Below are 3605 nucleotides of genomic sequence, written 5' to 3' on the forward strand. Positions count from 1 at the left end.
TATGCCTGCCTTTGCCGTCGGCCGACCGGGTGGCACCGGTTTCCAGAACCGAACCACCCAACAGAGCGTTGCCGAGCGTCGACTTTCCGGATCCCGACGGCCCGATCAAAGCCACCGTGCCGCGCAGATGTGCTGTCAGTGAGTCGATTCCGCTACCGACGACCGCGCTGGTGGTGCACACCTCCACACCCGGCGCGGCGGCCAGCACCAACTCCTTTGCGACGCTACCGCTGTCGGTCTTGGTGATCGCGACCACGGGAACGGCGCCGCTGCCCCAGGCGAGGGTGATGTAGCGCTCGACGCGACCGAGATCGAGGGCGGTGTCCGACGCCACCGTGACGACGACGGTGTCGACGTTGGCTCCGAGAACCTGTTTTTCCGAGGTGGATCCGGCGGAGGCGCGTTCGATGGCCGTGCGGCGAGGGAGGGTGGCAGCGAGCCTGAACGAGTCCAGTGTCACCCAATCTCCGGTGCAGATACCGGTGCCGGTGCAGCGGACAATGCCGCTGTCGGTGACGGCGTCGAATTCACCTCGGTCGACGCGAACGACGCGGGCGAGAGTTGTTCTCTGGGAAAGCTTTTCGAATTCAGTCAGCCAGTGCTGATCGAGGCCGTAATGGTCGAGTGGAGACATGCGAGATCCTTGAGAGAGGAGGAATGGGGGTTCGGGTCCGTCGATGTCCGGGTGGCCACGATGCCACCTCCTCACTGTCTCGATGCACAAACAACCGTCGACGGCAAAGTAGCAGCCGTCGACGGTGTCGGGAAAGCGATTTATCGGCTGAGGTTGGTGCCCTCCGCCGGCGCTGCGAGTGCGGTCAGGAAGGAGCGGGCCCAGCGATCGACGTCGTGCGCGAGCACCTGCCTGCGCATGGCGCGCATGTGTCGCTTACCCGACTCGGGTTCCTGCTCCAAAGCGCCGATGATCGCGTCCTTCACACTGTCCAGATCGTGTGGGTTGCACAGGTACGCCTGGCGTAGTTCTGCTGCGGCACCGGTGAATTCGCTGAGCACCAGAGCGCCACCGAGGTCGCTGCGGCAGGCCACGTACTCCTTGGCGACGAGGTTCATGCCGTCACGCAGCGGAGTGACCAGCATGACGTCGGCAGCGACGAAGTAGGCCAGCAGGTCGTCGCGGGGGATCGGCCGGTGCAGGTAGTGCACCACGGGGTGGCCCACCTGGCCGTACTCGCCGTTGATGCGGCCGACCTGCTGCTCGATTTCGCCGCGCATGGCGACGTAGCTCTCGACGCGTTCCCGGCTGGGTGTCGCCAACTGCACGATGACGTTCTCGGCGGGATCGACGCGGCCCTCTTCGAGCAGTTCGCGAAACGCGTTGAGCCGAACGTCGATTCCCTTGGTGTAATCGAGTCGATCGACGCCGAGCATGATGCGCTTCGGGTTGCCCAGATCCTTGCGCAGTTGCTTCGCGCGATCACGGACGGCCTTGGAGCGAGACTTGGTGTCGAGATCACCTGAATCGATGGAGATCGGGAACGCGCCGACCCGCACGGTTCGGAAGCCGACCTGCACGACGCGCAACTTGGACCGCACTCCCACGGTTCCGCGGGACGTGGTTCCCCCGGCGAGGCGTCGGGCGAGGTAGAGGAAGTTCTGCGCGCCGCCGGACAGATGGAAACCGATGAGGTCGGCACCGAGCAGCCCTTCGACGATCCCGGTGCGCCACGGCATCTGCATGAACAGCTCGATCGGCGGGAACGGGATGTGCAGGAAGAACCCGATAGTCAGGTCGGGGCGCAGCATCCGCAGCATCTTCGGAACGAGCTGGAGCTGGTAGTCCTGGATCCACACCGTCGCGCCCTGTGCTGCAGCCTCGGAGGTCTTCTCGGCGAAGCGGCGGTTGACTTCGACGTAGGCGTTCCACCAGTCGCGGTCGTACTCCGGCTTGACGATCACGTCGTGATAGAGCGGCCACAGCGTCGCGTTGGAGAAGCCCTCGTAGTACTGGGTGTATTCCTTCTCGCTGATCGTGACCGGACGCAGTTGCAGGCCGTCCTCGACGAACGGCTCGACGTCGACGTCCGAGACACCGACCCACCCCACCCAAGCACCCTTGTTGGCGCGCAGGATCGGTTCGAGAGCGGTGACCAACCCGCCTGGGCTTCGCTTCCATCGGGTGCTTCCGTCCGGAAGCTTTTCCAGATCGACCGGCAACCGGTTGGCTACGACGACAAAATCCGAACCCTGCGAGGCGTCAGCCACAACTGTCCAATCCGCTTGTAGATTGCTGGGGGAGCCAGTCCTGCGAAGGTGCTACTCGCTTTCGCCCTTCACAACAGGATCTATACCCAACATCGACAGCAACATGCGGCATTCGTCGGCATCGGTTGCGTAGGCCGCGACGACGCGCTGAGCCTGGCTGGCCGTCTCGTACTCGAGTGGGACGATGTCTTCGTCGGCGATGTCGTTGTCGGTCGAAGTCTTGGCAGGCATGGTGTTCTCCGTACTCTCTGCTGGGCTTACACGGTGTTCGTTGGTCCCGACTCTATGTAAATGTGGCGTCCCATCGCCACTTCCCGATGCCATAGGCTGCAGCAAATGACCGATTCTGTGCCGCTCCGCCATGCTCGGACAGTGGTGGAGGAGCCTTCTCCGGCCACCGGCTCCGCGATTCTGCGACGCACCGTCCGACGCCATCGCACCCGACTGATCGTCTCGTCGCTGCTGTTCGGAGTGCATCAACTGTGCGAAACGATGGTCCCGGTGGCGATCGGACTCATCGTCTCGCGGGCCATCGACACCGGTGATGTGACGGCGATGATCGTCTCGCTGGTCGGTCTGGCGGCCTTGTTCGTCACCCTGTCGTATGCGTGGCGGATCGGTGCCCGCATCATCGTCGTCGCCATCGAGCGGGAGGCGCATCTGGTGCGCGTGGAGGTCGCCGGTCGTGTCCTCGATCCGCGGGGTGTACGTACCGAGCTGTCGGCGGGGGAGTTGCTGACGGTCTCGACGTCCGACGCCGAGAAGGAGTCCTGGATCCTCGATCTGATCGCGCGGGTCTTCGCGTCGGCCGTGGCGGTCGTCGCATCGGCTGTGGCGCTGTTGATCATCGATGTTCCCCTGGGCCTTGCCGTCCTCATCGGGACCCCGGTCATCTTGATCGCGCTCCAGCGCCTCGCTCCACTGCTCACCCGCGCCGCCACCGCCCAGCAGGCCCGGATCGCCGGTGTGTCGGGTATGGCCACCGATCTGGTCAGCGGTGTCCGGCCGCTGCGTGGCATCGGTGCCGAGAACGCCGCGACCGAGCGATTCGTGACGTCGAGCCGAACGGCATTGGCGGCGACTCTGAAGCTGGCTCGCGCGAACAACGTCTATCAGGGCTTGTCGGCAACGGTCAACGCATTGCTGGCCGTCGGGATCGCCGGTACCGCCGGCTGGTTCGCGCTGCAGGGCCGAATTTCGGTCGGTGAGTTGATCACCGTCATCGGCCTTGCCCAGTTCGTCATCGAACCCCTGACCGGGTTGGCGAGGATCCCCGGCGTCGTGGCGATGGTGCGCGGATCGGCCGATCGGTTGGCCCTGGTGCTCGGTGCGGAACACGTTCTACCGCAGTCGAAATCCGCGGTGCCCGCGCGGACCGATCT

Annotated in this window: 4 protein-coding genes; 1 reads left to right on the forward strand and 3 read right to left on the reverse strand. The window is 64.6% G+C overall.

Translation table 11 applies throughout. The features are described from left to right. The 3 genes from rsgA to A2J02_RS26600 form a co-directional block, all read right to left on the reverse strand. Window positions 1-634, reverse strand: a 634-nt coding sequence (gene rsgA / locus A2J02_RS26590; protein WP_156516405.1) for a GTPase RsgA, incomplete at its 3' end; no start/stop codon positions are given. Between the two features lie 140 nt (window positions 635-774). Further along, window positions 775-2223: an alpha,alpha-trehalose-phosphate synthase (UDP-forming) gene (locus A2J02_RS26595; RefSeq protein ID WP_068055928.1), complete on the reverse strand. Its 1449-nt coding sequence runs from the start codon at window positions 2221-2223 to the stop codon at window positions 775-777. A 51-nt stretch (window positions 2224-2274) separates the two neighbouring features. After that, window positions 2275-2454 (reverse strand): hypothetical protein, encoded by a 180-nt coding sequence (locus tag A2J02_RS26600; protein ID WP_068055931.1) that lies wholly within the window; start codon window positions 2452-2454, stop codon window positions 2275-2277. Window positions 2455-2559: 105 nt separating this feature from the next. Between A2J02_RS26600 and A2J02_RS26605 the strand changes: the two genes are divergently transcribed. After that, on the forward strand, window positions 2560-3605 hold a 1046-nt coding region (locus tag A2J02_RS26605; protein ID WP_231911512.1), incomplete at its 3' end, for an ABC transporter transmembrane domain-containing protein.

Source organism: Rhodococcus sp. EPR-147, assembly GCF_001647185.1.
In the GTDB taxonomy this organism is placed as follows: Bacteria; Actinomycetota; Actinomycetes; order Mycobacteriales; family Mycobacteriaceae; genus Rhodococcoides.